Source organism: Mesorhizobium shonense, from assembly GCF_040545255.1.
Classification (GTDB): domain Bacteria; phylum Pseudomonadota; class Alphaproteobacteria; order Rhizobiales; family Rhizobiaceae; genus Mesorhizobium; species Mesorhizobium shonense.
Genome location: NZ_JBEPLM010000003.1, coordinates 77,330 through 104,062 on the forward strand (window position 1 = coordinate 77,330; position 26,733 = coordinate 104,062).

The 26,733-nt window shown below is 64.0% G+C and carries 23 protein-coding genes and 1 pseudogene; 16 read left to right on the forward strand and 8 right to left on the reverse strand.

Annotated features, from left to right (window positions below; genetic code table 11):
- The first annotated feature begins 70 nt into the window (after nt 1-70).
- The 13 genes and pseudogenes from ABID26_RS09750 to lpxB all read left to right on the forward strand — a co-directional run bounded on the left by ABID26_RS09750 (nt 71) and on the right by lpxB (nt 13,165).
- Nucleotides 71-598, forward strand: coding sequence for a nuclear transport factor 2 family protein (locus ABID26_RS09750; protein WP_292299372.1), 528 nt, complete (start codon nt 71-73; stop codon nt 596-598).
- 28 nt (nt 599-626) lie between these two features.
- Nucleotides 627-1,736, forward strand: a complete 1,110-nt coding sequence (locus ABID26_RS09755; RefSeq protein ID WP_292299374.1) for an aldo/keto reductase — start codon at nt 627-629, stop codon at nt 1,734-1,736.
- 149 nt (nt 1,737-1,885) lie between these two features.
- Nucleotides 1,886-2,608, forward strand: coding sequence for a UMP kinase (gene pyrH, locus ABID26_RS09760; RefSeq protein WP_059188649.1), 723 nt, complete (start codon nt 1,886-1,888; stop codon nt 2,606-2,608).
- 89 nt (nt 2,609-2,697) lie between these two features.
- Nucleotides 2,698-3,252, forward strand: coding sequence for a ribosome recycling factor (gene frr, locus ABID26_RS09765; protein WP_126100414.1), 555 nt, complete (start codon nt 2,698-2,700; stop codon nt 3,250-3,252).
- 20 nt (nt 3,253-3,272) lie between these two features.
- Nucleotides 3,273-4,004, forward strand: a pseudogene (locus tag ABID26_RS09770) (isoprenyl transferase); the annotation flags it as partial.
- 12 nt (nt 4,005-4,016) lie between these two features.
- Complete coding sequence (locus tag ABID26_RS09775) at nt 4,017-4,832, forward strand: phosphatidate cytidylyltransferase (RefSeq protein ID WP_292299378.1); 816 nt, start codon at nt 4,017-4,019, stop codon at nt 4,830-4,832.
- A gap of 103 nt (nt 4,833-4,935) precedes the next feature.
- A complete protein-coding gene (gene rseP / locus ABID26_RS09780; RefSeq protein WP_126100411.1) occupies nt 4,936-6,078 on the forward strand; it encodes an RIP metalloprotease RseP in 1,143 nt (380 codons plus the stop codon).
- 218 nt (nt 6,079-6,296) lie between these two features.
- Nucleotides 6,297-8,669: an outer membrane protein assembly factor BamA gene (gene bamA, locus ABID26_RS09785; protein WP_126100410.1), complete on the forward strand. Its 2,373-nt coding sequence runs from the start codon at nt 6,297-6,299 to the stop codon at nt 8,667-8,669.
- Nucleotides 8,670-8,747: 78 nt separating this feature from the next.
- Entirely contained in the window at nt 8,748-9,803 is a 1,056-nt protein-coding gene (lpxD, locus tag ABID26_RS09790; RefSeq protein WP_126100409.1) for a UDP-3-O-(3-hydroxymyristoyl)glucosamine N-acyltransferase, read from the forward strand.
- The gene (gene fabZ / locus ABID26_RS09795; protein ID WP_126100408.1) at nt 9,796-10,254 is read left to right on the forward strand and encodes a 3-hydroxyacyl-ACP dehydratase FabZ; all 459 of its coding nucleotides are present in this window, start codon (nt 9,796-9,798) and stop codon (nt 10,252-10,254) included. Before lpxD ends, fabZ begins: the two co-directional genes overlap by 8 nt.
- Nucleotides 10,255-10,268: 14 nt before the next feature.
- Nucleotides 10,269-11,105 (forward strand): acyl-ACP--UDP-N-acetylglucosamine O-acyltransferase, encoded by an 837-nt coding sequence (lpxA, locus tag ABID26_RS09800; protein ID WP_126100407.1) that lies wholly within the window; start codon nt 10,269-10,271, stop codon nt 11,103-11,105.
- The gene (locus ABID26_RS09805) at nt 11,092-11,994 is read left to right on the forward strand and encodes an LpxI family protein (RefSeq protein WP_292299380.1); all 903 of its coding nucleotides are present in this window, start codon (nt 11,092-11,094) and stop codon (nt 11,992-11,994) included. The genes lpxA and ABID26_RS09805 overlap by 14 nt, the downstream gene beginning before the upstream one ends.
- Complete coding sequence (gene lpxB / locus ABID26_RS09810; RefSeq protein WP_292299382.1) at nt 11,984-13,165, forward strand: lipid-A-disaccharide synthase; 1,182 nt, start codon at nt 11,984-11,986, stop codon at nt 13,163-13,165. Before ABID26_RS09805 ends, lpxB begins: the two co-directional genes overlap by 11 nt.
- A gap of 93 nt (nt 13,166-13,258) precedes the next feature.
- On the opposite strand, the gene gltA is transcribed toward lpxB, so the two are convergent.
- Both gltA and gltX read right to left on the reverse strand, forming a co-directional pair.
- Entirely contained in the window at nt 13,259-14,587 is a 1,329-nt protein-coding gene (gene gltA, locus ABID26_RS09815; RefSeq protein ID WP_126100404.1) for a citrate synthase, read from the reverse strand.
- A 182-nt stretch (nt 14,588-14,769) separates the two neighbouring features.
- A complete protein-coding gene (gene gltX, locus ABID26_RS09820) occupies nt 14,770-16,194 on the reverse strand; it encodes a glutamate--tRNA ligase (protein WP_292344214.1) in 1,425 nt (474 codons plus the stop codon).
- A 102-nt stretch (nt 16,195-16,296) separates the two neighbouring features.
- Here gltX and ABID26_RS09825 point away from each other — a divergent pair, with 102 nt between their 5' ends.
- Complete coding sequence (locus ABID26_RS09825; protein WP_292299386.1) at nt 16,297-18,753, forward strand: ComEC/Rec2 family competence protein; 2,457 nt, start codon at nt 16,297-16,299, stop codon at nt 18,751-18,753.
- Here the strand turns inward: ABID26_RS09825 and lexA are convergent.
- The 6 genes from lexA to ABID26_RS09855 all read right to left on the reverse strand — a co-directional run bounded on the left by lexA (nt 18,747) and on the right by ABID26_RS09855 (nt 25,002).
- Nucleotides 18,747-19,481: a transcriptional repressor LexA gene (gene lexA / locus ABID26_RS09830; RefSeq protein ID WP_126100401.1), complete on the reverse strand. Its 735-nt coding sequence runs from the start codon at nt 19,479-19,481 to the stop codon at nt 18,747-18,749. The genes ABID26_RS09825 and lexA overlap by 7 nt on opposite strands.
- Nucleotides 19,482-19,597: 116 nt before the next feature.
- The gene (locus ABID26_RS09835) at nt 19,598-20,803 is read right to left on the reverse strand and encodes a molybdopterin molybdotransferase MoeA (RefSeq protein WP_292299389.1); all 1,206 of its coding nucleotides are present in this window, start codon (nt 20,801-20,803) and stop codon (nt 19,598-19,600) included.
- A gap of 1 nt (nt 20,804) precedes the next feature.
- On the reverse strand, nt 20,805-21,284 hold the full coding sequence (gene moaC, locus ABID26_RS09840; RefSeq protein WP_292299391.1) for a cyclic pyranopterin monophosphate synthase MoaC: 480 nt from the start codon (nt 21,282-21,284) through the stop codon (nt 20,805-20,807).
- A 1-nt stretch (nt 21,285) separates the two neighbouring features.
- Entirely contained in the window at nt 21,286-22,098 is an 813-nt protein-coding gene (trpC, locus tag ABID26_RS09845) for an indole-3-glycerol phosphate synthase TrpC (RefSeq protein ID WP_292344213.1), read from the reverse strand.
- A gap of 4 nt (nt 22,099-22,102) precedes the next feature.
- Nucleotides 22,103-23,113: an anthranilate phosphoribosyltransferase gene (gene trpD / locus ABID26_RS09850; RefSeq protein WP_292344212.1), complete on the reverse strand. Its 1,011-nt coding sequence runs from the start codon at nt 23,111-23,113 to the stop codon at nt 22,103-22,105.
- Nucleotides 23,110-25,002, reverse strand: coding sequence for a peptidyl-prolyl cis-trans isomerase (locus tag ABID26_RS09855; protein ID WP_292338676.1), 1,893 nt, complete (start codon nt 25,000-25,002; stop codon nt 23,110-23,112). Before ABID26_RS09855 ends, trpD begins: the two co-directional genes overlap by 4 nt.
- 144 nt (nt 25,003-25,146) lie before the next feature.
- Here ABID26_RS09855 and tpiA point away from each other — a divergent pair, with 144 nt between their 5' ends.
- Both tpiA and secG read left to right on the forward strand, forming a co-directional pair.
- Nucleotides 25,147-25,914 carry a triose-phosphate isomerase gene (gene tpiA / locus ABID26_RS09860; RefSeq protein WP_292299402.1) on the forward strand — a complete coding sequence of 256 codons (768 nt, stop codon included), beginning with the start codon at nt 25,147-25,149 and terminating at the stop codon, nt 25,912-25,914.
- A 162-nt stretch (nt 25,915-26,076) separates the two neighbouring features.
- Entirely contained in the window at nt 26,077-26,580 is a 504-nt protein-coding gene (secG, locus tag ABID26_RS09865; RefSeq protein ID WP_292299404.1) for a preprotein translocase subunit SecG, read from the forward strand.
- The last annotated feature ends 153 nt before the right edge of the window (nt 26,581-26,733 follow it).

Here is a 26,733-nt window from a genome sequence, read left to right on the forward strand (position 1 = left end):
CGATGCCAACGCGCTGCTCCACATTGTCCTCAACACATCGGCGATGGGCTGATGCTCGAGGAGAAAAGACATGAATGCGTTGAGACATATGACCTTCGCGGCAGGATTGGCGCTGGCGCCGATCGACGCCGGCGGAGCCGAACCCACGGGTTGGCAGGCGCTTGCCGATGAGCGCGCCGTCATTCGTATCGCGGATGCGATCGACCGCGCCGTCGATGCGCAGGACTGGAAGCTTGCGCGCAGCTATTTCGCGGATCGCGTCACCGCCGATTTCAGCAGTCTTTCCGGCCAGCCTGCCGCCACTATCGCCTCCGACGATTTGATCGGCATATGGGCGGCCAACCTCAAGGGCGGCAAGACGAGCCTGCATCTGCGCACCAACCATCAGGTCGTCATCGAGGCCGATGCGGCGACCGTTCGCTCCAACGGCTATGCCTGGAACCGGATGGAGGGCAATGGCGACCCGCTCTGGGAAGTGTGGGGCACCTATGAGCACCACCTGACGCGCTCCGGCGCCGGCTGGAAGGTCGACGGCTTCACCTTCCGCATGACGCATGAGCGCGGCAATCCCTGGGTGAAAACGACTCCTGGTCAATAAGCCCACATCAACACGATCGGAGAACATCATGAGCATGACCTATTACACGCTCGGCAACAGCGGTCTGCGCGTCAGCCGGCTGGCGTTGGGCACCATGACCTTCGGCACCGAATGGGGCTGGGGCGCTGACAGGGATACCGCCCGCGCCATGTTCGATGCCTATGTCGAGGCTGGCGGCAATTTCTTCGACACCGCCGACCTATACACCGGCGGCACTGCCGAGACCTGGCTCGGCGAATTCGTCGCCGAGCGCGGTTTGCGCGACAAGGCGGTGATCGCCACCAAATTCACCTTCAATTCTGAACCGGGCAATCCGAACGCCGGCGGCAATGGCCGCAAGAACATCATGCGCGCCATCGACGCTTCGTTGAGGCGGCTCGGAACCGACTATATCGACCTCTATCTCATGCATGTGTGGGACCGGCTGACGCCGGCCGAGGAGGTGCTGCGCACGCTGGACGACCTGGTGCGCGCAGGCAAGGTGCGCCATGTCGGCCTCTCCGACGTGCCGGCCTGGTATGCCGGCCGGGCGCAGGCGATCGCCGAACTGCGCGGCTATGAGCCGATCTCGGCCCTGCAGCTCGAATATTCGCTGACTGAGCGCACGATCGAGCATGAATTCGTGCCTTTGGCCACACGACACGGCGCCGGCATCATGGTCTGGAGCCCGCTGGCCAGCGGGTTGCTGAGCGGCAAATACCGCCCGACGCAGGCCGGGAACGCCGGCCGGCTCGACGGTTTCCGCAACACCACGCATCCGGGCTTCCAGAAATTCAGCGACCGCAACTGGGCGATCGTGGCGGAGCTCGAGAAGGTTGCCGCCGAACTCGGCCGCAGCATGGCTGAGGTGGCGCTTAACTGGGTTGCGACGCAGCCAGGCGTTGCAACCGTCATCCTCGGGGCGACGAAGCTCGCGCAACTGCAGGACAATCTCGCGGCGCTGGATTTCGAAATTCCCGCCGCACTTCGCCAGCGGCTGGAAGCGGTCAGCAGCGTTCCGGCGCCATTTCCTCATCCGTATTTCGGCTCGCAGATTCAGGTCAGGGTCACAGGCGGCACCGCGACCGGCGACAAGCCTTCGGGTTATTCGCTGCCGGTCCTGGTCGAAGGCGAGGCGGTCAGCATCAGCAGCAACTGATCGAAAAAGCCTGGGATTTTGCGCAAGGGCGCGGCGTGACATCGCCGCGCCCTTCGTGTATCGGGTCGATCCATCATGCCAGCGCCGCCAGGCGAAGCGGGGCAGTTTTCGTCCCCAGATTTGCCGCGCCGAGATTTTCGAGGAACCAGATGACGGTGAAGCCCCTCTATCGACGTGTCTTGCTGAAAGCTTCGGGCGAAGCGTTGATGGGAGAACAGCATTTCGGCATCGACGTTTCGGTCGTCGACCGCATCGCCGCCGACATTGCCGAGGCGCGCGCGCTTGGCATCGAAGTCGGTGTCGTCATCGGCGGCGGCAACATCTTCCGCGGCGTGGCCGTCGCCTCCAAGGGCGGCGACCGCGTCACCGGCGACCACATGGGAATGTTGGCCACCGTCATCAACTCGCTGGCGCTGCGCACCTCGCTGAACAAGATCGGCGTCGACGCCGTGGTGCTTTCGGCCATCGCCATGCCCGAGCTCTGCGAGAGCTTCTCGCAGCGCCAGGCGACCGCCTATATGAACCAGGGCAAGGTGGTGATCTTCGCCGGCGGCACCGGCAATCCGTTCTTCACCACCGATTCGGCCGCGGCGCTGCGCGCCGCCGAGATCGGCGCCGACGCCCTGTTCAAGGGCACGCAGGTCGACGGCGTCTATTCGGCAGACCCCAAGAAGGATCCGAACGCGGTGCGGTTCGACCGCATAAGTCATGCCGAAGTCATCAAACGCGGGCTTACGATCATGGATACGGCCGCGATTGCTCTTGCGCGCGAAAACAACATTCCGATAATCGTCTATTCGATCCACGAAAAGGGTGGTTTCGGCGAAATTCTGAGGGGCGGCGGCCGTTGCACGATCGTCGCCGACAATTGATCGGATCAGAACCGGCTAAACGAGCGTTGGTTCCGGACGGGAACCTGAACACAAACAGTGAACCCGGCGAACGGGTCGAGGAGATGATCATGAGTGGCGAGTATGACGACCTCAAGCGGCGCATGGACGGGGCGATCTCGGCCTTCAAGCACGATCTCGCTTCGCTGCGCACCGGCCGCGCTTCCAGCAACCTGCTCGACGCGATCCAGGTCCAGGCCTACGGCACGACAATGCCGATCAACCAGGTGGCAAATGTGACGGTGCCGGAGCCGCGCATGATTTCGGTCTCGGTCTGGGACAAGTCGATGGTCAGCGCCGTCGACCGCGCTATCCGCGAAGCCAATCTCGGCTTCAATCCGATCGTCGACGGCACCAATCTCAGGATTCCGCTGCCCGAGCTCAACGAGCAGCGCCGCAAGGAACTGGTCAAGATCTCGCACGGCTATGCCGAGAACGCTCGCGTCGCGGTGCGCCACGTTCGCCGCGACGGCATGGATTTCCTCAAGAAGGCCGAAAAGGACGGCACGCTCAGCGAAGACGATCATCGCAAGCGCTCCGACCAGGTTCAGAAGCTGACCGACGAGATGATCAGCACCATCGATCACCTGCTTTCCGATAAGGAAGCTGAAATCATGCAGGTTTAGGGTCGGCTTCTCACCGGCTCGAAAGCGAGACCATGGCAACGCCCGCGCATGTCGCGATCATCATGGATGGAAATGGACGCTGGGCCAAGGCGCGCGGCATGCCGAGGCTTGCCGGCCATCGCGCCGGCGTCGAGGCCTTGCGCAAGACGGTGCGCGCCGCGCCCGAACTCGGCATCTCCTATCTGACGGTCTATGCCTTCTCCTCGGAAAACTGGTCGCGGCCGAAATCCGAAGTCAGCGACCTGATGGGTCTCTTGAAGCTCTTCATCCGCCGAGATCTCGCCGAACTGCACCAGAACGGCGTGCGGGTGAGGGTGATCGGCGACAGGGAGGGGCTGCAACCCGACATCAGGGGCCTGCTGCAGGAGGCCGAATCGCTGACCGCCGGCAACGAAGCGCTGACGTTGGTCATCGCCTTCAATTATGGCGGCCGCGACGAGATCGTTCGCACCGCGCGCAAGCTCGCCGATGCCGTGGCGCGCGGCGAAATGACAAGCGATGCCATCACGATGGAGAGCTTTGCCGGTTCGCTCGACACCGAAGACATTCCAGATCCCGACCTGGTAATCCGCACCAGCGGCGAGCTCCGGCTGTCGAACTTTCTCTTGTGGCAGGCCGCCTATAGCGAACTCGTCTTCCTGCCTTGCTACTGGCCGGACTTCAGCCGGGAGCATCTTGCCGACGCCCTGCGGGACTTTGCCGGCCGCGAGCGACGTTTCGGCGGGCTCGCCGCCCGCGACGTCGCCTCCTAGGCGCCGCCAAAAATGAGCAATCTCCAGCAGCGCGTCATCTCGGCCATCGTGATGGCGGGCGTCACGCTCGCGCTCACCTGGCTGGGCGGGCTGCCGTTCCGCCTGTTCTGCGCGGCGATCGCGGCGCTGATCTTTTACGAATGGACGCGGATGTCGCGCCCCGGGAACGGCGCGGCGCTCGGTTTCCTGGCGGAAGCGCTGATTCTGGTCTTCATCGGCGCGCTGATTGGCGGCCTGCCGGCCTTGTGGCTGCTGGTCATTGTCGCGATCCTTGTGGCAGTCGCTGTCATCGCCGCGCGCATTCAGGGTGGGGCGCAGTGGGAAGCCTGTGGGCTGGCCTATGCGGCTCTGTCCGGTCTTTCGCTCGCCTACCTGCGCGATGACAACCACTCAGGGCTGATCGCCATTCTTTTCCTGTTCGCGGTGGTCTGGGCGACCGACATAGCGGCTTATTTCGTCGGCCGCGCGGTCGGCGGCCCGAAGCTCGCGCCGTCGATCTCGCCCGGCAAGACGCAGAGCGGCGCGCTGGGCGGCGCCGTCGGCGGAGTGGTTGCCGGATTGCTGCTGGCAATCGTCAGCGGGGCCGGCAACCTCGTACAGCTTGGATTCGTCGCCTTGGCGCTCTCGATCGTCTCGCAGATCGGCGATCTGTTCGAGTCCTGGGTCAAGCGCCGGCATGGCTGCAAGGATTCGAGCAATCTGATTCCCGGCCACGGCGGCGTCATGGATAGAGTCGATGGGCTTGTCGCGGCGGCTTTCGCCCTGTACGTCATCGGTTGGATTGCGGCGGGCGCCGACCATCCGGCAATGGGGCTGTTTCCGAACTGAAGGGCGTCGCCGCTGGGCGAAAAACGACGCGCGCCACGGATTCGCCCGGATTGATGCCACAGTCGCGGCGGACTGTCGCGCTGGGCGAATTTGAGGGCATGACTTGAACGACATTCTTCACGCGCTCTTCAGCACTCAAGGCTTTGTCCTTGGCACCCTTGTGCCGTTCCTGTTCGTCCTTACCGTCGTGGTGTTCGTCCACGAGATGGGCCACTATCTCATCGGCCGCTGGTGCGGCATCGGCGTGAAGGCGTTTTCGATCGGCTTCGGACCGGAACTCTTCGGCTTCAACGACCGCCACGGCACGCGCTGGAAGCTTTGCGCCATCCCGCTTGGCGGCTATGTCAAATTCGTCGGCGACATGAACGCGACGTCGAGCCAGCCGAGCGCCGAAGACCTCGAATCGCTGACCGAGGCCGAGCGCGAGGTCGCCTTCCACACCCAGCCGATCTGGAAACGCGCGGCGACCGTCGTTGCCGGGCCGCTGTTCAATTTCCTGCTGACGATCGCTGTGTTCGCGGTGCTGTTTTCGCTCTACGGCCGTCCGGTCATGGAGCCGACGGTGGCCGAAGTCACTGCCGGCAGTCCCGCGGCGCGGGCAGGCATCCAGCCCGGCGACCGATTCGTCAGGGTTGACGGCAACAAGGTGGAGACTTTCGCCGACGTTCAACGCCTGGTCTCGGGCCGCGCCGGCGACGCCATCACTTTCACCATGCTGCGCGACGGCAAGGAAATCACCGTCACGGCCACGCCAGAGCCGATGGAACAGCAGGATGCGCTGGGCAACAAGGTCAAAGTCGCGGTCATCGGCGTCGCCAACAATGCCGAGCTCGGGCAGCCGCGGCTGATCTCCTATACGCCCGCGGGCGCGCTGGCGGCCGCCGTCGAGGAAACCGGGCACGTCATCGAGCGCACCGGCCAGTTCCTGAAGCGGTTTGTCGTCGGGCGCGAGGACAAGTGCCAGCTGGGCGGACCTATCAAGATCGCAAAAATGTCGGGACAGGCTGCCAAACTCGGCTTCGAGTGGCTGGTGCAGCTTGTTGCATTCCTGTCAGTCGGGATAGGGATTCTCAATCTTCTGCCGATTCCCCCTCTCGACGGCGGCCACCTCTTGTTCTACGGCGTGGAGGCCGTCATAAGGCGGCCCGTGTCGGAGCGGATGATGGAGATGGCCTACCGGGCCGGTCTCCTTCTGGTGCTCGGGTTCATGGGCTTCGTTTTTTGGAATGATCTGTTTGGGTGCTGAAATCATGAAGAAATTTGGCTTCGGCCCTGACCGTATTGAGACGCCGTTTACCATGCGTGGGGATATGCGTGACGCGAAAGCCACGCATCAGGGTTAAGTAAATACAAATTAACCGGGAGCCTTGCGTGTAGGGAAAATCCGGTTAATACGGTAAGGGAAAATACCGCACGTCCGGTTTTCTCGCCGTGGGGACTACGAGAAAAAGGTACAAAAGCCCGATGAAGGCAGCATCCAAGTTTCTGAGCGCCGCGTCCGCGGCGGCTTTGTCCGCCGCGCTGGTTTTGCCAGGCGCGCTCGCAGTGCAGTTCGTTGCCATATCGGTAGCCGAAGCAGCAGTCGTCAGCAGGGTAGAGGTCAGCGGCAACCAGCGTGTCGATGCCGAAACCATCCGCAATTACATCTCGATCAAGCCGGGCAAGGCGTTTTCGAGCGCCGACATCGACAGCGCCGTGAAGGCTCTGTTCGGCACCGGGCTGTTCTCGGACGTCCAGATCAATCAGGTCGGCTCGACGCTGGTCGTCAAGGTTTCCGAGTACAAGGTCGTCAATCAGGTCCTGTTCCAGGGCAACAAGAAGCTCAAGGACAACGCGCTCCAGGCGGCCATTCAGCTGAAGCCGCGCGCGACCTTCTCGCAGCAGGCGCTCGATGCCGACGTCGAGGCGGTCAAGGCTGCCTATCGGCGCATCGGCCGCGACGACGCCGCCGTGACCACCCAGATCATGGATCTCGGCGACAATCGCGTGAACGTGGTCTTCAACATCAACGAAGGCGGCCGTACCCAGATCGCGGCCATCAACTTCGTCGGCAACAGCGCCTATTCCAGCCGCCGCCTGTCGGACGTGATCAACACCAAGCGTTCGTCCTGGCTTTCGTTCGTGCTGCGCGACGACGTCTATGACGAGGACAAGCTGCGCGCCGACCAGGAGTTGCTGCGCCGCTTCTATTACAATCACGGCTATGCCGACTTCCAGGTCGTTTCCGCTGTCGGCGAGCTCGACGACACCACGAACAAATACACGGTCACGATCACCGTTCAGGAAGGCGAGCGCTACACCTTCGGCGACATCAGCGTCGAGAGCAGCATTCCCGAAGTCGACTCCAAGTCGCTGGAATCGGTGGTCGAGACCCACAAGGGCGATGTCTACAACGCCAAGGACGTCGAGGATTCGATCGTCGCTCTGACGGAGAAGGTCGCCGGTTCGGGCTATGCTTTTGCCCAGGTGACGCCGCGTGGCGACCGCAATTTCGAGAATCACACGATCTCTGTCGTCTACACCATCGACCAGGGCACCAAAGCCTATGTCGAGCGCATCGAAATCCGCGGCAACGACCGCACGCGCGACTATGTCATCCGTCGCGAATTCGACGTCAGCGAAGGCGACGCCTTCAACCAGGTTCTCATCCAGCGCGCGAAGAAGCGGCTGGAAGCGCTGGATTACTTTGAAAAAGTCGACATCTCGACTGTTCCCGGGTCAGCTCCCGACCAGGTCGTTCTGGTCGTTGACGTGGTCGAGAAGTCGACCGGTGAGTTCTCGGTCGGCGCCGGCTATTCGACCGGCGGCGACACGCCCGGTCCGTCCGTCGAAGGCTCGATCACCGAGCGCAATTTCCTCGGCCGCGGCCAGTATATCAAGCTATCGGCCGGCGGCGGCAGGCACTCGCGCGACTATGCGATTTCCTTCACGGAGCCGTATTTCCTCGGCCGGCGCATCGCGGCGGGCTTCGATATCTACAAGTCGACCCGCGAGTACAGACACTACGACACTGACGTCACCGGCGCGACCATCCGCTTCGGCCTGCCGATCACCGACAGTATCTCGACGCAGTTGGCGTATAATATCGCCCAGGAAAAGTATAAGTTGGCGGACGGCTGCGATGACAATGGCGATGGTATTCCCGACGCAGACTGCAATGTCTCCCAGGCAATCCTAGACGGCATCGAACAAAGCCCTTGGCTGAAATCGTCGGTCAGCCTCGGGCTGGTCTACAACACTATCGATGACATGAAGAACCCGCATGAGGGTCTTTACATCACCGGCACGACCGAGGTCGCTGGTCTCGGTGGCGACGCCAAGTGGGTGAAGCTGACCGGGCGCGCGAGTGTCTATCAGACCTTGTCCGAGCAGCTGGACCTAGTCGGCCTGGTGTCGGGTGGCGCCGGCTATATCGCGAGCTACGGCAATGGCGATCTGCGCATTTTCGACCACTTCCAGAGCAATGACCGCATGATCCGCGGTTTCGCCTATGGCGGCATTGGTCCTGTGGCTGCTGGAACCAGTGGTGACCATCTCGGCGGCACGACCTATTTCAATGCCTCGGCGGAAGCCCAGTTCCCGATGCCGGTCATTCCGGAAAGCTTCGGATTGCGTGGCGCGGTGTTCGCCGACGCAGCAACACTCTATGGCAACAAGCTCGATCCGACTTTGATCCAGGCCGGATCGGCTGACATGCATCTGCGTGCTTCGGTCGGTGTCGGCCTGATGTGGGCTTCGCCGTTCGGTCCGATCCGCATCGACTATGCGATCCCGGTCGAGAAGCAGCCGGGCGACGACGTAGAGGAATTCAACTTCGGCATTGCGACCCGTTTCTAATCCGCGGGTTACGATGTTTCCGGGCTGCCTGCCGGCCCGGAATAGACTGATCCGACCGAGCTGGATACTATTTGTGGAATGACCGATCCGGTGTTCTTCGCGCCTTCACGCCGGTATACGGCTGGCGAGGTCGCGAATCTGACCGGCGCCAACCTCGTCGATTCCTCGCAAGCCGATATTGCCATCGAAGCGCTGGCGCCGGCCAATGAGGGCGGCGATGGTGCGCTTGTCTTCGTCGACGGCAAGCGCAATTTTGCTTTGATGCAGTCGCTCAAGGCGGCCGCGGTCCTGTGTCCCGCCGACTTTGCCAACAGAGCCCCGCAAGGGATCGCGGTGCTGGTGCATCCGCGCCCGCAGCAGGCCTTCGCCATGGTCGGGCGGCTGCTCTTTCCGCAAGCTGCCACTCCAGGGCCGATGACCGGGGAAACCGGTGTTTCACCGCAGGCGCATATCGATCCGTCCGCGCATGTCGAAGCCGGCGCGATCGTGGAGGCGGGCGCCGTGATCGGTCCCGACGCCTCGATTGGCGCCGGCACGGTCATTGCGCCCCACGCCGTCATCGGCCGCTCCTGCAAGATAGGCCGCGACGGCTATGTCGGTCCGGGCGCCAGCATCCAATATGCGCTGATCGGCAATCGCGTCATCATCCATGGCGGCGCAAGGATCGGCCAGGACGGGTTCGGCTTCGTGGCCGGCGCCAAGGGGCCCGAGCGCGTGCCGCAGATCGGCCGCGTCATCGTCCAGGACGATGTCGAGATCGGCTCCAACTCGACCGTCGATCGCGGCGCGATGTCCGACACAGTCATCGGCCAAGGCACCAAGATCGACAATCTGGTGCAGATCGCCCACAATGTTCGCATCGGTCGCAATTGCATTATAGCCGGGCTTTCGGGTATTTCCGGGTCCGTCGTCGTCGGCGACAACGTCACCATGGGTGGCGGTGTCGGCCTCGCCGACCATTTGACCATCGGTCCGGGAGCCAAGCTTGCTGCGAGAAGCGGATTCATGAGCAACGTGCCGGCGGGCGAGGTCTGGGGAGGCTATCCGGCGCAGCCGATGGCGGAAGCCATGCGCGAGATCGCGATGCTGCGCAGACTGGCCAGGACGCGCAAGCAGGGCGACGGAAATGGCTGACATGGTAGCGACGACACTCGAAGCGGTCGACATAATGGGGCTCATGAAGCTCCTGCCGCACCGCTATCCGTTCCTGATGATCGACCGCATCGTCGATATCGACGGCAACGATTCGGCCGTCGGCATCAAGAACGTGACCATCAACGAGCCGCATTTTCAGGGTCATTTTCCGGAACAGCCGGTGATGCCGGGCGTGCTGATCATCGAGGCCATGGCCCAGACGGCCGGTGCTATCTGCATCCGCAGCCTCAACACGGAAAAGCCGTCTCTGGTTTATTTCCTGACCATAGACAACGCAAAATTCCGCAAGCCGGTCGGTCCAGGCGACCAACTCAGGATCCACGTCAAGAAAATCAAGATGCGCGGCAACCTGCTCAAATTCGCCTGCGAGGCGATGGTGGACGGCGCGAAGGCGGCGGAGGCCGAGATCTCGGCCATGGTTGCCGGCTGAGGTTCGAAATGCTCATGAAAGTCGAGACATCAATTCATCCTTCCTCGATCGTCGAAGAAGGCGCCCAACTCGGCGAAGGCGTCCGCATCGGGCCGTTCTGCCATGTGAGCGCCGACGCGGTGATCGGCGACCGTGTCGAACTGTTCAGCCATGTCTCGGTGATGGGCGCGACCACTATCGGCGCCGCGACCAAGGTCTATCCGATGGCGATCCTGGGTGGCCCGCCGCAGAACACAAAGCACAAGGGCGGGCGCACCACGCTGATCATCGGCGAGAACTGCACCATCCGCGAAGGCGTCACCATGCATGTCGGCACGGATTCCAGCCGCGGCGAGACGACAGTGGGCGACAACGGCAATTTCCTCGCCTACGCCCACATCGCTCACGATTGCGTCGTCGGCAAAAACGCCACCTTCGCCAATGGAGCGACGCTCGGCGGACATTGCGAGATCGGCGACAACGTCTATATCGGTGGCCTCAGCGCCGTTCATCAATTCGTGCGTGTCGGGGACAACGCCTTTCTCGGTGGGTGCTCGGCCTTTGTCGGCGACGTCATCCCCTATGCGATCGCCGTCGGCAATCGCGCCAGCCTGCGTGGCCTCAACATCATAGGCTTGAAGCGCTCCGGCCTGCCGCGCGCTGAAATCTATTTGCTGCGCAAGGCTTACAGGATGATCTTCGACCGCTCCCGCACCGTCGGCGAGAATGTCGAAATCGCCAAGGCCGAATTCGCCTCCTCGCCGACGGCCATGAAGATCATCGACTTCATCACCAGCCGCGGCAAGCGGCACTATGCCGTCCCGTCACTCAAGGGTGGCGGCGACGATGATAACGGCGATGACGAGGGCTGAGCCCGCCGGATCAGCGCTTGCACTCGCGCCGGGCTCCAGGGTCGGCATCATTGCCGGCGGCGGCAACCTGCCGGTCGAGGTCGCCGACGGTCTCGCCGCGCACGGCTATCCGCCCTTCATTCTGTTGATGGAAGGTGAGGCTGACCGTGAGCAGCAGCTTAGCCGATACGAGCACGTCACCATGGCGCTCGAACAGATCGGTTCCTTGGTGTCGACGCTGAAACGCCACGGCGTCAGCCATCTGGTTCTTGCCGGGGAGATCAAGCGCAGGCCAAGGCTGAGCAACATGCGCCCCAGCCTCGGATTGCTGGCGATCGTACCGTCGGTGATCGTCGCACTGGCGCGCGGCGATGACGGACTTCTGAAGGTTCTGACGCGCGGCCTGGAAAAGCGCGGCATCAAGGTGGTCGGCGCGCACGAGGTCGTCCCCGAACTGACCGCCGGCAGAGGCACGCTCACGGCAACCGAGCCAAGCAAGTCCGACTGGCGCGATATCGAGGCGGGTCGCGCTGCGGCCAAGGCCATCGGCGCGCTTGATATCGGGCAGGCGGCGATTGCGATCGGCGGCCGGGCCATTGCGCTGGAAGGCATCGAAGGCACTGCCGGCCTGCTGGAGCGGACGAAAGAGCTGCGGCATCACGGCAGACTCGCCGGAAAGACGCGCGGCGTTCTCGTCAAATGCGCCAAGCCTGGTCAGGAATTGCGCGCCGACCTGCCTTCGATAGGCCCGCAGACGGTAGAGGCGGCACATGCCGCGGGGCTTGCCGGCATAGCCGTCGAATCAGGCCGCTCGCTCATTCTCGAAGGCCCGGCGACACTGACGCGGGCCAATGCGCTTGGCCTGTTCATCGTCGGTCTCCCAGTAACGGAGCCGGCTGATGGCCGATGAGAAGCCGTTTAAGATCGCCATCGTCGCCGGCGAGGAATCCGGCGACCTGCTCGGCGCCGACATCGTGCGCGCACTGGAGAAGATCACCGGCCGCAAGATCCAACTGATCGGCATTGGCGGCCGGCATTTGCAGGAATTGGGGCTGAGACCGCTCTTCGACGGCAGCGAGATCGCGCTGATGGGCTTCAGCGCCGTCTTGCGCGACTTGCCGCGGCTGATGCGGCGGATCAGCCAGACAGCCGCCGCAATCGCGGCGGAGCGACCGGATTGCCTGATCACCATCGACAGCCCCGATTTTTCGTTGCGCGTCGCTAAAAAGGTCCGCGCTGCCGCGCCCGCCATTCCGATCGTCCACTATGTGTGTCCGAGTGTATGGGCATGGCGGCCGGGCAGGGCGGTGGCGATGAAGCCCTATGTCGATCACATTCTCTGCATCCTGCCTTTCGAGGTGAAGGCGCTTGCCCGGCTTGGCGGACCGCCCGGCACTTATGTCGGCCACCGCCTGACGCAGGATCCGGGCGTGCTTGGTGCAGCCAAAGCGCAAGGCCTGCCGCGCGACCTGTCTGAGGATCGCGTCAAGACGCTGCTCGTACTGCCGGGCTCGCGCCGCGGCGAGGTGCGCCGGCTGATCGAGCCGTTTGGCGAGACGATGTCGGTCTTGCGCCAGCGCGGCCACCGGTTGCGCCTGCTGCTGCCGACCGTGCCGCATGTCGCCGACCTGGTCAGGACCTCCGTCGCGGGTTGGGACGAAAAGCCCGAGATCATCACCGATGCGGAGCGCAAATGGCAGGCTTTCGGCAAGGCCGATGCGGCTTTGATCGCGTCTGGAACGGTTTCGCTCGAGCTTGCGCTTTCGGGCGTTCCGATGGTGTCCAGCTACAAGCTTGATCCGATCGCGCGCGTCATTTCACGCTATCTGGTGACCACATGGTCGGCACTGCTGCCCAACCTGATCTCGGACCGTACGCTGGTTCCTGAATTCTACAACCAGTATGTCCGGCCGGAGAACCTGGCCCGCCAGTTGGAAGGCCTATTTGCCGATACCGGCATGCGCGCCTGGCAGAAGGCAGGCTTCGCCGAGATCGTGAGGCGCATGGCAACGGAAAGGCCGTCGGGCGAAATCGCTGCAGGGGTGGTTCTTGGATGCATCAAGAGAGCGAATAGGGAGTAGCGAATAGCGAATAGCGAGTAGGGGCCTGGGTGCTGCTCAGCGCTTTGCTGCTTTTCCCTATTCGCTACTCGCTATTTCGCTATTCGCTCAAGTTCACCTTTTCGCAATCGGCACGTAGTCGCGTTCCGTGGCGCCGGTGTAGAGCTGGCGCGGGCGGCCGATCTTCTGGTGGGGATCCTCGATCATTTCCTTCCACTGCGCGATCCAGCCGACGGTGCGGGCGACCGCGAACAGCACGGTGAACATGGTGGTGGGGAAGCCCAGCGCCTTCAGCGTGATGCCCGAATAGAAATCGACGTTCGGATAGAGCTTCTTCTCGATGAAATAGGAATCGGTGAGTGCGATCTTTTCCAGCTCCATCGCGATGTCGAGCAGCGGATCGTCCTTGATGCCGAGCTCGCCCAGCACCTCATGCGCGGTCTTCTGCATGATCTTGGCGCGCGGATCATAGTTCTTGTAAACGCGGTGGCCGAAGCCCATCAGCCGGAACGGATCGTTCTTGTCCTTGGCGCGGGCGATGAATTCCGGGATGTTGTCGACATGGCCGATCTCGCCCAGCATGTTGAGGGCCGCCTCATTGGCGCCGCCATGCGCGGGGCCCCACAGGCAGGCGATGCCGGCGGCGATGCAAGCGAACGGGTTGGCGCCCGACGAGCCGGCAAGCCGCACGGTAGAGGTCGAGGCGTTCTGCTCGTGGTCGGCATGCAGGATGAAGATGCGCTCCATGGCGCGCGCCAGCACCGGATTGATCTTGTACTCCTCGCAGGGCACCGCAAAGCACATATGCAGGAAGTTGGCGGCGAAGTTCAGCTCGTTCTTCGGATAAATGAAGGGCTGGCCGATATGGTATTTGTAGGCCATCGCGGCGATCGTCGGCATCTTGGCGATCAGGCGCATCGAGGCGACCATGCGCTGGTACGGGTCCGAGATGTCGGTCGAGTCATGGTAGAAGGCCGACAGCGCGCCGACCACGCCGCACATGACGGCCATCGGATGCGCGTCCCGGCGGAAGCCGGTGAAGAAACGCGACATCTGCTCATGCACCATGGTGTGGCGCGTCACGCGGTAATCGAAGTCGTCCTTCTGCGCCTTGGTCGGCAGTTCGCCATAGAGCAGCAGGTAGCAGACCTCGAGGAAGTCGCCATGTTCGGCAAGCTGGTCGATCGGATAGCCGCGATGCAAGAGGATGCCGGCATCGCCGTCGATGAAGGTGATCGCCGACTCGCAGCTCGCCGTCGACGTGAAGCCCGGATCGTAGGTGAAGGCGCCGGTGGTGCTGTAGAGCGCGCCGATGTCGATGACGTCGGGCCCCGTCGAGCCGCTTCGCACCTTGAATTCATGGGTCTTGCCGGCGAGTTCGAGCTTGGCGGTCGACTCATGCGCCTTGCCGCCCGGTTCCAGTTTTGTCGCAGCTTCGCTCATTCTCAAACTCCTTTATGTTTCCTCATGCCGGCAAGGCAATTCCTGCAAACGACACGTCGAAATCACCGGAATGCGCGAACTTACCACCGCATTTTAGGAAGTGCGTGCCAGATTGGGCCAAGGCCTAATGTTGCACTGCGAAACACACCTTTCAATGCCAATCTTCTTGGGCCAGTTCGCTCCTAATCGATTTGATCTCCGATCCGCGCCAGGCTCTCCACGCGCCCCAACACGGCCAGCACGTCGAACACGCCGGGCGATGTGCTCCGGCCGGTGAGCGCGGCTCTCAACGGTTGAGCCACGGCGCCAAGCTTGTGGCCGCCGGCCTGCGCAAAGTCACGAATAGCGGCTTCCGCGGTCGCGGCGCTCCAGTCGGCGGGGACCGCCGCGAGCGCTGCATGGGCACCACGAAGGATGGCGCGCGCGTCAGCGCCAAGCAATCCCGCGGCCTTCTCATCGAGCTGCAGGGGCCGCTCCGCGAACAGGAAGGCGGCTCCGTCAACGAGCTCGACCAGCGTCTTTGCCCGCTCCTTGAGGCCGGGCATGGCGGCCAGCAGCTGTGCCTTGCGCCTGTCGTCGAGCCTTGCCGCGAGCGCCGGTCCGCCTTCGAGACAGGGCAAGGTGGCGACGAAGATGTCGAAGAGAGCCTTGTCGTCCATCTGGCGCATGTGCACGCCGTTCAGCGCCTCGAGCTTAGCGAAGTCGAAGCGCGCGGCACCCTTGTTGACGTCGCCGATGTCGAACCAGGAGATCATGTCCTTGATCGACATCACCTCGTCGTCGCCATGGCTCCAGCCGAGCCTCGCCAGATAGTTGAGCAGCGCCTCGGGCAGATAGCCCATGGCGCGGTAGGCCTCGACGCCGAGCGCGCCGTGGCGCTTCGACAGCTTGGCGCCGTCGGCGCCGTGGATCAGCGGGATGTGCGACATCGACGGGACAGCCCAGCCCATGGCGTTGTAGATCACGGTCTGGCGCGCCGCGTTGGTCAGATGGTCGTCGCCACGGATGATGTGGGTGACGCCCATGTCGTGGTCGTCGACGACGACCGCGTGCATGTAAGTCGGGTTGCCGTCCGAGCGCAGGATGATGAAGTCGTCGAGATCCTTGTTCGGGAAGCGCACCTCGCCCTGCACGCGGTCGTGCACGATCGTCTCGCCCTCAGTCGGCGCCTTGATGCGGATGGCGCCCTTGACGCCGGGAGGCGCCTCTGACGGGTCGCGGTCGCGCCACTGGCCGTTGTAGCGCGGCGGCAGGCCCTTGGCTCGCGCCGCCTCGCGCATCGCCTCGAGCTCTGCCGGCGTCTCGTAGCTGTAGTAGGCCTTGCCGAGACGCACGAGCTCCTCGGCCACCTCGCGGTGGCGCGGCGCGCGCGCGAACTGCGATACTGCTTCGCCGTCCCAAGAGAGGCCGAGCCAGGTCAGTCCATCCAGGATGGCGGCCGTCGCCGCCTCGGTGGAGCGCTCGCGATCGGTGTCCTCGATGCGCAGCAACATCGTGCCGCCCGTGTGCTTGGCATAGAGCCAGTTGAACAGCGCCGTGCGCGCCCCGCCGATGTGCAGGTAGCCGGTGGGCGAGGGGGCAAAACGGGTGACGACCTTGTCGGACATGGAACTCTCAGAATGGCACTGAAAACAGAGGTGGTTGCGCGGACTTTCGCGCTGTCGCGGTTCATGTAGCATAGGAGGTCTGGGGCGCAAGGGGCAGACCCGATGGCTGGACGTGGCCGGGGCGCGGTGGAGGGCGAGGGGACGACGGCTGGCGTCAGCGAGCGCCTGCTGTTTGCCGGCACCGCGCCTGCTGAAGCGACGCCGGTTTCGCTTCCGATGCCGCGGCCGGCTGGTGAGATTTTACCGCCGGACGGCGGTGCCGCCCTGCAGCCGCCACAGTCGGCAACCATCGACCGGATCCGACGGCAGTTCAGCCGCGCCTCGTTTTCCGCGTTTCGCCAAAGCGTCGTTGTAGCCGCTACAACCGAGCTCGACCGCGGCATCGCCTTCCTGCTGGTGCCGGTGTTCCTGGCTGCCGGCGTGATCTTCTATTTTTCCCTGAACGCGGAGCCCGATCTCTACAGGCCGCAGGCGGCGGTAGCGCTGATGGCGGTCTGTGCGGCCATTTCCCGCTCTTGGCCAAAGACGCATCTTCTCTTCATGGCGGCGCTGTTTTGCGCATTGGGCTTTGTCGCCGCGAAAGTCGAGACATGGCGGACCGCAACGCCGATGCTCGGCTCCGAAATCCAGACGCGGCTGACGGGTCGCGTCGTCATCGCCGAGGAAATGGCCAATGGCCGTGTGCGGCTGACCATCGACCTCATCTCGACCGCGCATCCGACGCTGCGCTACGCGCCGGATCGCGTCAGGCTCTCGGCGCACAGAATTCCGCCCGAGATGAAGGCAGGGTCGCTGGTGACAGGCTATGCCCGGCTCTTGCCGCCGACCGGACCGGTCCGCCCCGAAAGTTATGACTTTTCCTTCGATAGCTATTTTTCCGGCATCGGCGGCAGCGGCTTTTTCCTCGGTGACCCGAAAGTCATTTCGACAACCGATCCGGCCGCTGGGGCGAGCATCACCTCGGCGATCGAGAACGCGCGCGAGGCGATTGCCGGTCACATCAGAAGCACCGTCGGCGGACCCGAAGGCGAGATTGCCGCGGCGCTGATCGTCGGCATTCGCGCCGGCATCCCCGAAGACATCAACGAGGCGATGCGGCGGACCGGAATCTACCACATCATCTCGATCTCGGGCCTGCACATGGCGCTGGTCGCCGGCACGATCATGCTTCTGCTGCGCGGCGCCTTCGCGTTGTTTCCGGATTTCTCTTCGCGGCGCCCGGTGAAGAAATATGCAGCGGCCATCGCGCTTGTCTCGATCGCCGCCTATCTCGTCATCTCCGGCGTGGTGGTCGCCGCCGAGCGAAGCTTCATCATGCTTGCCGTCATGCTGGTTGCCGTGCTGTTCGACCGCGCGGCGCTGACGATGCGCAACCTGGCGATCTCGGCCGTCGCCGTCATCCTTGTGTCGCCACATGAAGTGGTCGGCCCAAGCTTCCAGATGTCGTTCGCCGCAACCGCCGCCCTTGTCGGCGCCTATGCCGGCTGGGCCGACTACCGCGCCAGCAAGGAGAGGGCGCCGCCAGCAAAGCGCTCGTTCCTGCGGTTCCTGTCGCGAAAGCTGGCGGTCGGAGCGGGTGGCGCCGCCATGACGTCGATCATTGCCGGAAGCGCTACGGCGCTGTTTGCCATCTGGCATTTCCAGCGCGTCTCGCCGCTCAGCCTATTGGCCAATCTGGCGATCATGCCGATCGTTTCGTTAATCGTCATGCCGTTTGCCGTCCTAAGCGCGTTGGCGATGCCATTCGGCATCGATGGTCCGTTCCTCTATTTGATGGGCAAGGGCCTGACGGCGATGATCGCGATCTCGGCGTGGATTTCGCAATGGTCGCCAGTCGATGCCGTAGGGCTGATCTCGATCCAGTCGGTGCTGCTGGCAACGATCGCGCTCGTCATCGCGACTATGGCGACCACCTGGCTCAGGCTGGCGGCCGTTCCTTTCGCTCTGGCCAGCCTGTTGACGATCCCGCAGGTGCGCACGCCGGACCTTTTGATCTCCGAGGACGCGCATCTGGTGGCCATGCCGATCGGCGGCGGCGAACTCGCCATCAACCGTGCCCGCTCCAACGAATTCACCACCGACAACTGGAAACGGGCGCTGAAGGCCGAAGCGATCGTGCCGCCGGAGACGTTCGCCAAAGACGCGCTCGACATAGCCGATCCCGTCGACCTGCCGCCAGGTTCGCCGTTCTATTGTACCGGTGATCTCTGCATCGGCCGGCATCCTTCCGGTGCGATCGTCGCGTTGGCGGAAAACCGCAACAGTGCCAGGCCGGCCTGTAGCTTTGCCGACCTCATCGTCATAAACGACGCCACGGCCTATAATCCTTGCCGCGATCCACGGGTTCTCGTCGTCACCAAGCGCCAGCTCGCGCGTGACGGCAGTGCTGCCGTCTTCTTCGACCCGCAATCGGCAACGGCGCGACCAGCCATTCAATATGCAGTCGAAAAGCCCTATCGCCCCTGGCATGAGCAGCGAAGCTATTCGCGCGAGGCGAGGGGCCTGCCGCCTTACAAGCGGCCCGAGAAGCCAGAGGCCAAGCCGCAACCAGCTCAGTAGCGGCGGATCAGCCCGACCAGCTTGCCCTGAACCTTGACGCGATCGGGTCCGAAGATGCGGGTCTCATAGGCCGGGTTGGCGGCCTCGAGCGCGATCGAGGCGCCCTTGCGGCGGAAGCGCTTCAGCGTCGCTTCCTCGTCGTCGACCAGCGCCACCACGATCTCGCCCGGGCTCGCGGTGTTGGCGTTGCGGATGATGACCGTGTCACCGTCGAAGATGCCGGCCTCGATCATCGAGTCGCCCTTGACCTCCAGCGCGTAATGCTCGCCGCCCGCGATCATATCCGGCGGCACTGTGATCGAATGCGTCTGGTGCTGGATGGCGTCGATCGGCACGCCGGCGGCGATGCGGCCCATCACCGGAATGGACACGGCCGAAACGGCATCGTCGTCATTGCTGGGCGTTGGCGCGCGCGAGGGCGCCGCAGGCTTGATCTGCCGGCCGAGATTGCCTTGGCCGCCCTGGATGACGCTCGGAGAAAACTTCCTCGCCGCATTGAGGCCGGGCGCGATCGAATCGGGCAGGCGCAGCACTTCCAGTGCGCGCGCCCTGTTCGGCAGCCGGCGAATGAAGCCGCGCTCTTCCAACGCCGTGATCAGCCGATGGATGCCCGACTTCGAGGCTAGGTCGAGCGCCTCCTTCATCTCGTCGAAAGACGGCGGAATGCCGCTTTCCTTGAGCCGTTCGTGGATGAACATCAGAAGTTCATGTTGTTTGCGCGTCAGCATGGCAGCCCCAACGGGTCCTGAAACCAGAATCAGAAAAACAAACCCAGAACAAACACTATCTGTTCCAGTTGTGTTCCGCAACCGTTTAAAGTTTAGTGAATGTGTTGACGTTTTGTTCAGCGTAACATCAGAACGCTGCATTCGTCGCCGACCTCGGCCGCCGGGGCGAGGGGCTGGCGCACGATCAGGCCGTTGGCGTCGGCCAGCATCTTGAGCATAGAGGAATCCTGGATGCCGAACGGCGTCGCGACCAACTGTCCGGCGTCCTCGCGCACGACGGCCCGCACATAGTCCTGCCTGAGATCGTTGGCGTGCATTGCGGCAGCCAGCCGCGCAGTGCGGATGTCCTGCCGGTAGCTACGGCCGCCGAGACGCGCCAGAAGCGGCTTCAGGAACAATTGCGAGCAGACAAGGCTTGCCACCGGATTGCCGGGCAGGCCGATGCAGCGGATGTTGCCAAGCCGGCCGAACATCAACGGTTTGCCGGGGCGCATGGCGATCTTCCAGAAATCGAGCTGCATGCCTTGGCCGGTCAGCACGTCGTGGATCAGGTCATGATCGCCGACCGACGCGCCACCGAGGGTGACGATGACATCGGCGCCCGCCTCGACGGCCTTTCCGACCAGAGCCGCAATCGCGTCATGGCGGTCGGCAGCGATGCCGAGATCGAGAGCGCGCGCGCCAACCGACTGCGCGGCCGCAACGACGCCATAGGCATTGGACGAGATGATCTGGTCGGGGCCGAGCTCGCTGCCCGGCGGCAGCAATTCGTCGCCGGTGGCGATGATGGCAACCAGCGGTCGGCGCACCACGGTGAGGCTTGGATGGTTGGCCGACGCCGCCAACGAAAGCGCCGCTGGATCGAGCAGGCGGCCTTTTTCGAGCAGCACGTCGCCTTTCAGGAAGTCGAGACCGGCTCGCCGGATGTTGCGTCCTGCGGACGTCGGCTCGGTCACCTCGATCTGGCCGCCGCCGAGGTCGCGGACATTTTCCTGGATGACGATCGTGTCGGCGCCTTCGGGGAGCGGCGCGCCGGTGAAGAGGCGCACGGCCTCGCCCTTGCCGACGATGCCGGTAAAGCCGCGCCCGGCCGGCGCCATGCCGATCACGGAGAGCCGCGCCGGCACCGAGCCCACATCCGCAAAGCGTGCGGCATAGCCGTCCATGGCCGAAGCATTGAAGGGCGGCTGAGTGCGCAGCGCCACCACCGGTTCGGTCAGAGCCCTATCCGCCGCGTCGGCCAACGGTATGCTTTCGCCCGGCAGCGCAGTCGCGCCGGCCAGCAAGCGCTCGAGCGCCTCGGCGACCGGAAGCAGTGCCATCTTAGGATTCTGCCTTGTAATCGCCCGACTTGCCGCCGGTCTTCTCGACCAGCCTGATGCCGGAAATCACCATGGCGCGGTCCGCCGCCTTGGCCATGTCGTAGATGGTGAGGCACGCGACCGACGCCGCGGTCAGCGCCTCCATCTCCACGCCCGTCTTGCCGGTGACGCGGGCAAGCGCGGTCACCTTCAGGCCGGGCAGCGCGCGGTCGGGCTCGATATCGACCGCAACCTTGGTCAGAAGCAACGGGTGGCAGAGCGGAACGAGTTCATGCGTCTTCTTGGCCGCCATGATGCCGGCGATGCGCGCGGTGCCCAGCACGTCACCCTTCTTGGCGTCGCCGGCCAGGATCATCTCCAGCGTTTGCGGCTGCATGGTGACAAAACCTTCGGCGATTGCGGTGCGCGTCGTCTCGGCCTTGTCGCCGACATCGACCATGTTGGCTTCGCCCTTGGCGCCAAGATGGGTGAGGGCTGCCATCTCAAACGGCCTCGGCCGGCGCCTTGCCAGTCAGCAGAAGCGAGGTCGCGGCCGCCACATCGGCCTGCCGCATCAGGCTCTCGCCGACGAGGAAGGTGCCGATCCTGCTCTTTTCCAGCCGACGGCAATCCTGATGGGTGAAGATGCCGCTTTCGCTGACCAGCAGCCGGTCCGCCGGCACCATGGCGGCGATCCGCTCGGAAACGTCGAGGCTGGTCTCGAAGGTTCGCAAATCGCGGTTGTTGATGCCGATCAGCCGCGACGAGAGGCAAAGCGCGCGCTCCATCTCCTTCTCGTCATGCACTTCGACTAGCGCGTCCATGCCGAGATCGAAGGCCGTCGCTTCGAGCTCGCTAGCCAGCGCATCGTCGACGCTTGCCATGATGATGAGGATCGCGTCCGCGCCCCAGGCCCGTGCCTCGTAAACCTGGTACGGATCGAACAGGAAATCCTTGCGCAGTGCGGGCAGGCTGACGGCGGCGCGTGCGGCGGTCAGGAAAGCGGGCGCGCCCTGGAAGGACGGAGCGTCGGTCAGCACCGAAAGGCAGGCCGCTCCGCCCTGCTGATAGGCCCTGGCGAGCGCCGGCGGGTCGAAGTCGGCGCGGATCAGGCCCTTGGACGGGCTCGCCTTCTTGATCTCGGCTATCAGCGCGAAGCCGCCGGCCTTCCGTTTGGCCTCGAGCGCCGCGAGGAAGCCGCGCGGTGGCTCGGCATCCTTGGCCTTCGCCTTGATCTCGGCAAGCGGCACGCTGAGCTTCGCCGCGGCGATCTCTTGGCGCTTATAAGCTTCGATCTTGCGCAGGATATCGGACAAAGTTCTAACCGTTCGAGATTTCGATGAGCTTGTCGAGCACCGCGAGCGCCCGGCCGCTGTCGATGGCTTGCGCGGCGGCTTCAATGCCGTCGGCGAGCGTCGTCGCCTTGCCCGCTACCACCAGCCCGGCGCCGGCATTCATCAGCACCGTGTCGCGATAGGCGCCGGCAGCACCGCCCAGCATATCGCGTAATGCCGTGGCGTTATAGGCCGCATCGCCGCCGCGTAGCTCTTCCTTGCTGTGCCGCTTCAGTCCCACCGCTTCCGGAGTGAGCGTGAAGTTGCGGATTTCTCCGCCGGCGAGCTCGGCAACTTGAGTCTCGCCGGTGGTGGTGATCTCGTCGTAGCCGTCGCCATGCACGACCCAGGCGTGATCGGCGCCAAGCGCCTTCAGCGTCTCGGCCACCGGCGTGATCCATTCCGGCAGGAAGACGCCGACCATCTGGCGGCTGACGCCGGCCGGGTTGGACAGCGGTCCGAGCAGGTTGAAGATGGTGCGCGTGCCGAGCTCGCCCCGGATCGGGCCCACATGCTTCATGGCAGGGTGATGCGCCGGCGCGAACATGAAACCGACGCCCGCCTCGTGGATGCAGCGGCTGATCGTTTCCGGCGGAATGTCGATCTTGACGCCGAGCGCCATCAGCACGTCGGCGGAACCGGTCAGCGAGGAAAGGCCGCGATTGCCGTGCTTGGCGACCGGAACGCCGGCCGCCGCAATGACGAAGGCCGAGGCGGTCGAGATATTGACCGAGTGCGAGTTGTCGCCGCCGGTGCCGACGATGTCGATGGCGCCGAGCGGGGCTTCGACGTGCAGCATCTTGGCGCGCATCGTGGCGACCGCGCCGGAGATTTCGCTCACCGCCTCGCCGCGAACGCGCAGCGCCATCAGGAAGCCGCCGATCTGGCCCGGCGTCGCGTCGCCCGACATGATGATGTCGAAAGCCTCGCGCGCTTCCTCGAAGGAGAGCGCACTGCCGGTGGCGACCTTGGCTATGTGTGTCTTGAGAGCGCTCATCGGGTCTGTGCCTGGGAAACGGCGGACGGATCGATGCGAACGTCGTATTGCGACTGCAGTTGCGCCACCAGCTGGTCGAGCAGGTCGTCGGACATGCCGGCGCTGAAGGATTTCTGCGCATCGTCGGGAACCGAGCTGCCATCGGCGCCGGCCGGCTCGAAGACTTCGGCGACCTTGAACAGGATCTGGCCATCGCCGGTGGGCGAGGGGATCAGGCCCGTGCCGCCTTCGCCGACGCCGAACATGGCCGCGGCGCCTTCCTTGCCGAAGTCGGCATCGTCGGCTTCCCGCTTCAAGCCGCGCTTGGTCTGCTTCTCGAGCTTCAGCTCGCCCGCGATCACGTCGAGCGTCGTGCCGGCCTTCAGGCGCTTTTCCAGCTCCTCAGCCTTCGCGTCGAGCTGCTTGTCGGTCTCGGCGGCCGTCCAGTCGGCCGCCACCTTCTGGCGAACCTCGTCCAGCGTGCGGTCGCGCGCCGGCGTGATCGACTGGACTTCATAGAAGACGAAGCCGTTGTCGGCGGTGGTCAGGCCTTCGTTTTCCTGGTTCGGCTCGGCCTCGAAGACCGCCTTGATGAGATCGGCCGATTGCGGCAGGTCGTTGACGATCGTGCCGTCCGGCCGCTGGCCGGTGCGGTCGATGGCGTCGATGGTGACGACCTTGAGCTTCAGCTTTTCGGCGGCCTGAGCAAGCGAGGCGCCCGAAGCGCGGGTGTCTTCATAGCTGTCATGCACGTCGAGCAGGATGCGGCTAGCCTCGCCGAGCGCCAGGTCCTTGCGGATCTGATCCGACACTTCCGAAAGCGCCTTCACCACTTGCGGCTTGATCTCGGTGACGCGCAGCAGCACCGGGCCGAAGGCGCCCTGGACCACCGGGCTGACCTCGTTGACATTGAGCGAGAAGGCCGCGTCGGCCACCGCCTTGTCGGCGATCTTGTCCTTGGCCAGCGTGCCGAGCAGCGTATCGGCCTGGGTCTTGCCTTCGGCGGTGACGATCTTGTCGAAGGTGGCGCCGGTTTTCAGGGAATCATATGCCGCCTTGGCCGCATCCGGCGTCTTGAACACCAGCTGTTCGATGGTGCGCATTTCAGGCGTGGTGTAGCGCGCCTTGTTCTTGTTGTAGTCGTCGGCGACTTGGCTGTCGGTCACCGCCGTCGGGTCCATGATGTCCTGCGGCTCCAACCGGATATAGGAGAATTTGCGGTATTCCGGTGCGGCGTAGTTCTTCTTGTTGGCTTCGAAATAGGTTTTCAGCGCGCTGTCGGACGGCGCTTCGATCGGCTGCACCAATGTCTTCGGCAGGACGAGATAGTCGATCGTGCGGTCCTCGCCGCGATAGAGCGCGACCGCCTTCAGGAAGGTCTGCGGCGCCTTGAGGCCGTCGGAAATCGCCTCGACAATCTGCTGGCGCTTGGCCACCTGAGAACGATTCCTGAGATAGTCTTCAGGTCGTATACCGAGCTCGCGAAGCCTGGCCTCAAACACCCGGAGATCGAACTGGCCGCTTGGGCCCCTGAAAGCTGGTTCTTGGTGTGTCAATTCGGCCAAGCTGTCCTTGGAAAAGCCAAGCCCGAGCTTGCGGGCCTGCTCGTCGAGCACGGCGCCCGAAACGAGCTGCGCCAGAACCTGGTTGTCGAGGCCGAGCAGCTTGGCCTGCTCCTGCGTGATGCGCTGGCCATATTGCTGTGACAAAAGGTTGATCTGGCGATCGTAGGCGAAGCGGTATTCGTTGATCGAAACCGTCGTGCCGCCGGCCGTGATCACCGAATGATGACCGCCCAACGTTCCTGACAGGCGCCCGGAAATGCCCCAGACGGCAAAGCTCACCACCAGGAGGGACAGCAACGCCTTCGCGACCCAGGTGCCCGCCGCGCTTCTCAATAAACCAAGCATGCCTACTTCCGATTTTTGCGCATTTTCGCATGCGCCGAGTCTGAAACAAGCGCAATAGCGTCCTTCCGGGCCACTGTCGATTGCTTTGTGGCCTGATTTTGGTAGTGAGGGCGCTGCCTTATGTCGCCTGGAGAACCTGACCCCATGACCCCTGGAATCCGTCCGCTCGTCGCCGGCAACTGGAAAATGAACGGCACCAGCGCCTCGCTCAACGAGTTGAGGATGATCGGCAACGGTTTCATGAGCGGCCTCGATGCGGAGACGGAAGCGCTGGTCTGTGTGCCGGCGACCTTGCTTCACCAGGCTGCCGAGATCCTTTCGCGCACGCCCGTCCGCGCCGGCGGCGAGGATTGCCACCCCAAGGAAAGCGGCGCCTATACCGGCTGCATTTCGGCCGAGATGCTGAAGGATGCCGGAGCCAGCCACGTCATCGTCGGCCATTCCGAACGCCGCGAGCAGGGCGGGGAGGACGACGCTATTGTCCATGCCAAGGCGTCGGCCGCATGGCGGGCAGGGCTGGTGGCCATCATCTGCATCGGCGAAACGCGCGCCGAGCGCGAGGCAGGCGCGACGCTCGATATCCTGTCGCGTCAGCTCGACGGGTCCGTGCCGCCGAGCGCCACCGCCGCCAACACCATCATTGCCTATGAGCCGGTCTGGGCGATCGGCACCGGCCTGACGCCGACCGCAGCCGACGTCGCCGAGGCGCATGCGCATATCCGCGGCAAGCTCACCGCGCTGCTCGGCGATGCCGCGGCCAAGATGCGCATTCTCTATGGCGGTTCGGTCAAGCCTTCCAATGCGGTGGAACTGCTTGGCGTCGAGAATGTCGATGGCGCGCTGGTCGGCGGCGCAAGCCTGAAGGCGGCCGACTTCCTCGCCATCGCGGAAGCCTATATGAACGTTTCATAGCCGCGGCCCGAGGTGGCAGGGAGGCGGCCGGGCCGTTGCAAAGGCCGTCTTGCTTCCCATATTCCGGCCGCAGGCTTGGAAATGCCATCAAAGCATTGTAAGGAGCCGCCTCCAAATCACCGGTCGTATGCGCGGCCGCGCAAGGCCTCGCCAGGATAAATTATGGAAACCGTACTGATCGTCGTTCACCTCATGGTCGTGCTCGCCCTTGTCGGCGTGGTGCTGCTGCAGCGCTCCGAAGGCGGCGGTCTCGGCATCGGCGGCGGGTCCGGTTTCATGACGGCGCGGGGCGCCGCCAATGCGCTCACCCGCGCGACCGCGATCCTGGCCGCGGCGTTCTTCGTGACCTCGCTTGCGCTCTCCATCCTCGCCCGCTACGGCGAGAAGCCGATCGACATCCTCGACCGCGCGCCTGCCGGCGGCGTGCTCAACCAGTTGCCCGGCGCCAACGGTCCGGTGGGTGGCTCGCAGCCCGCAGCGCCGGCCGGCGGCACCACGCCCGCGGTTCCGTCGGGTGGCACGACAACGACCACTCCGCTGTCCAGTGGCGGCGCGACCACGGCTCCGGCCACCGCTCCCGCCACGCCGTCGCCCGCGAATCCGACCACGCCGCCGGCCGCGAATGGCATCACCTTGCCGGTCACCCCGCAGGTTCCGAACCAGTAGCCGGGCAAGCATTGCCGCCGCGATCTGTTGTTCTTTGAACACAGTCGCGGCAAATGCTGCTTGATCACGAAGATTCAACCGGGCGTAGCCTGTCGCTCAGCTTGAGCGGCCTACGGCTAATCGATTATAGATTGCGCGCGGCACTTTCGGCGT

Excerpts from the sequence above, each read along its gene's own strand:
- ABID26_RS09750 (WP_292299372.1), top strand. The coding sequence starts at position 71 with ATGAATGCGTTGAGACATATGACCTTCGCGGCAGGATTGGCGCTGGCG.
- pyrH (WP_059188649.1), top strand. The coding sequence starts at position 1,886 with ATGACGGTGAAGCCCCTCTATCGACGTGTCTTGCTGAAAGCTTCGGGC.
- gltX (WP_292344214.1), bottom strand. The coding sequence starts at position 16,194 with ATGTCCGACAAGGTCGTCACCCGTTTTGCCCCCTCGCCCACCGGCTAC.
- ABID26_RS09825 (WP_292299386.1), top strand. The coding sequence starts at position 16,297 with ATGGCTGGACGTGGCCGGGGCGCGGTGGAGGGCGAGGGGACGACGGCT.
- lpxA (WP_126100407.1), top strand. The coding sequence starts at position 10,269 with ATGAAAGTCGAGACATCAATTCATCCTTCCTCGATCGTCGAAGAAGGC.
- tpiA (WP_292299402.1), top strand. The coding sequence starts at position 25,147 with ATGACCCCTGGAATCCGTCCGCTCGTCGCCGGCAACTGGAAAATGAAC.
- fabZ (WP_126100408.1), top strand. The coding sequence starts at position 9,796 with ATGGCTGACATGGTAGCGACGACACTCGAAGCGGTCGACATAATGGGG.
- ABID26_RS09805 (WP_292299380.1), top strand. The coding sequence starts at position 11,092 with ATGACGAGGGCTGAGCCCGCCGGATCAGCGCTTGCACTCGCGCCGGGC.
- lexA (WP_126100401.1), bottom strand. The coding sequence starts at position 19,481 with ATGCTGACGCGCAAACAACATGAACTTCTGATGTTCATCCACGAACGG.
- frr (WP_126100414.1), top strand. The coding sequence starts at position 2,698 with ATGAGTGGCGAGTATGACGACCTCAAGCGGCGCATGGACGGGGCGATC.
- gltA (WP_126100404.1), bottom strand. The coding sequence starts at position 14,587 with ATGAGCGAAGCTGCGACAAAACTGGAACCGGGCGGCAAGGCGCATGAG.
- moaC (WP_292299391.1), bottom strand. The coding sequence starts at position 21,284 with ATGGCAGCCCTCACCCATCTTGGCGCCAAGGGCGAAGCCAACATGGTC.
- bamA (WP_126100410.1), top strand. The coding sequence starts at position 6,297 with ATGAAGGCAGCATCCAAGTTTCTGAGCGCCGCGTCCGCGGCGGCTTTG.
- trpD (WP_292344212.1), bottom strand. The coding sequence starts at position 23,113 with ATGAGCGCTCTCAAGACACACATAGCCAAGGTCGCCACCGGCAGTGCG.
- ABID26_RS09755 (WP_292299374.1), top strand. The coding sequence starts at position 627 with ATGAGCATGACCTATTACACGCTCGGCAACAGCGGTCTGCGCGTCAGC.
- ABID26_RS09775 (WP_292299378.1), top strand. The coding sequence starts at position 4,017 with ATGAGCAATCTCCAGCAGCGCGTCATCTCGGCCATCGTGATGGCGGGC.
- secG (WP_292299404.1), top strand. The coding sequence starts at position 26,077 with ATGGAAACCGTACTGATCGTCGTTCACCTCATGGTCGTGCTCGCCCTT.
- lpxD (WP_126100409.1), top strand. The coding sequence starts at position 8,748 with ATGACCGATCCGGTGTTCTTCGCGCCTTCACGCCGGTATACGGCTGGC.
- lpxB (WP_292299382.1), top strand. The coding sequence starts at position 11,984 with ATGGCCGATGAGAAGCCGTTTAAGATCGCCATCGTCGCCGGCGAGGAA.
- ABID26_RS09835 (WP_292299389.1), bottom strand. The coding sequence starts at position 20,803 with ATGGCACTGCTTCCGGTCGCCGAGGCGCTCGAGCGCTTGCTGGCCGGC.
- ABID26_RS09855 (WP_292338676.1), bottom strand. The coding sequence starts at position 25,002 with ATGCTTGGTTTATTGAGAAGCGCGGCGGGCACCTGGGTCGCGAAGGCG.